Here is a 1,983-nt window from a genome sequence, read left to right as displayed (position 1 = left end):
CTTTGTTCCCCTGCAGCAGGATCTGGATTCCGGCTTCATCCAACCGCTTGATGTCACGGTAGATACTCCGTACGGATGTACCGCACAGTTCCGCCAAAGCGGGAGCGGTAATCCCCGGTCGTTGCTGGATCGTCGTCAGTATAAAAAACAGCCGTTCCACCAAATCCATACAATCACCCCAAATATTCCCTCATTAATTATAATTTTAGCTGAAATCGTCCTCGTTTCCACTGATTTTTTTCAATATTGATAAAAAAAAGAGAGACCTCCATACCTTGGAAGTCTCCTAAACTACTGTTTATACGAACCGTTATTCCAACGAACCGTCCATTTATTGATAACCGCTGTGTCGCAAATGTTGATCAGGTCTTCATCCTCAATCATGTGCAATCCCCCTTTGAACTTCTTCCCGAATTAAATCATCTGACTTCACTGTCACAATGTATACTTCCTCAACCCCTTCTGCCAATTCCAGTATCACAGTATCTTTCACTACGAATCTTACAATCCCGCAAATATGGGTTATAAAAGTATCGTAGATCCTCCCTGCACTCCGGCAGCCTCTGGGAACGGTGTGTGTGCTGTTGGCTACATATCCGATTTTCCCAAGGGGCATGATCTCCGCTTTAATCGCTTCTTGGTCATGCGGATTGTCAGGATCCTTTGTGAGATGCACGATTTGTCCGACTTTAATAAACTCTGTGCCGTAATAATGATTCGTGCCCGTAATAGCAACATACACCGTTCTTTCATTGGCTTCACCCTGGCATTTAATTAATATTTGGATTATCATGGACCGCCCTTTAATGAGAGGTCCAAAATTTGTGGTACGTTAGCCCTTAAGAGAGGCAGTTTTGCCGGGTTAAGGTAGAGCATAACACCCACTCTCAATCTACACTTCATTAAACAAAACCAAATCAACAAGTCTTAGCGGCGGTAGATTGGCTCGTTCAGCTTCCACCAGAATTTCTCGAGAGTACTTGCCGCCGGATAAATAATCTTGAAGAGCAAATACATAGGCATGATACTTAATGTAATCTTCAATATACTCGTTGCCATACAAGACTCGGCAAACATTGGAATCAAATATTGGAAAGAGCCCCGGGAACATAAAATGCAGCAGTTTGGTCGTTGTAGGGAAATTGTAACGTCCGGATCCGTAATTGATGATTTCGTTTGCCAACTCGACAAACTGGTGTATCAATACTGGTGGTCGTCCGTTACCCGTACCGAAAATCCTTTCACCGTGATGGGCGGCCATTTTGGGATCACCCAAGCCTCCCAGATAGGATTCGGTTCCCACTTCTTGCAAGGTGCATCCGGCAAACAGATGCTCAAGTGCGGCCAATTCTCGTATGGCTCGGTGATCAAGTTTCGTTACAGGAATTCGTGCAATCCATGAATATACATAAGAGGCCCGTTCTATCCAGACGGTTTCCAATTGATTAACTGGCCTCGTTTCTTCGAACCTTTGTATAAAATACGGGTATGACTTGTTGTACCAAAACCCTCTATCAACCTTGCTAGATGGGCTTTTTTTATATAAGTGGCTTAATCCTCGAGCAATTGAATCAGGATTTAATCTTTCATTAAGTACGTTCATTACCGTCTCGCTGGGATGTCGTTTCATCTTTATTCCTCCAAACAGCCTATAGTAATGGTAACTCTCCAACAAGGATTCCCGTTTACATCCAACATTTGATCGACATCGCATTGATCCGCATGTTTCTCCAAACTCTCCAGACCGTTTGAGATCAAATACGAGAAGAGCTGCTCTTTTGTATATTCTTCAATACCTTCATAAGTAAGAAAGTAGGTTAAAAATGTATATCCGCTTTCAGCCCAAATTTGTGCCAGCACAGGACGGCTATCTTCAAGCTCAAAGACACTTTGGTATTAAGTCAATAGAGTAGACACAAAAAGTAGAGATTTTATGCTGCATTTTTAATAGATTGATAGTACATACGTTCGTGTTCGATGGGT

The 1,983-nt window shown here is 42.8% G+C and carries 3 protein-coding genes; all 3 read right to left on the bottom strand.

Going from position 1 to position 1,983, the window contains the following annotated elements:
- On the bottom strand, positions 1–169 hold a 169-nt coding region (locus EFBL_RS08665; RefSeq protein WP_149029949.1), incomplete at its 3' end, for an HTH domain-containing protein.
- A 207-nt stretch (positions 170–376) separates the two neighbouring features.
- Entirely contained in the window at positions 377–793 is a 417-nt protein-coding gene (locus EFBL_RS08660; protein ID WP_096181748.1) for an HIRAN domain-containing protein, read from the bottom strand.
- A 99-nt stretch (positions 794–892) separates the two neighbouring features.
- Positions 893–1,630, bottom strand: a complete 738-nt coding sequence (locus EFBL_RS08655) for a hypothetical protein (RefSeq protein WP_131927829.1) — start codon at positions 1,628–1,630, stop codon at positions 893–895.
- Between the last annotated feature and the right edge of the window lie 353 nt (positions 1,631–1,983).

The sequence above is a fragment of the Effusibacillus lacus genome (genome assembly GCF_002335525.1).
Taxonomy (GTDB): Bacteria; Bacillota; Bacilli; order Tumebacillales; family Effusibacillaceae; genus Effusibacillus; species Effusibacillus lacus.
This window is presented reverse-complemented; position numbering and strand designations above follow the sequence as displayed.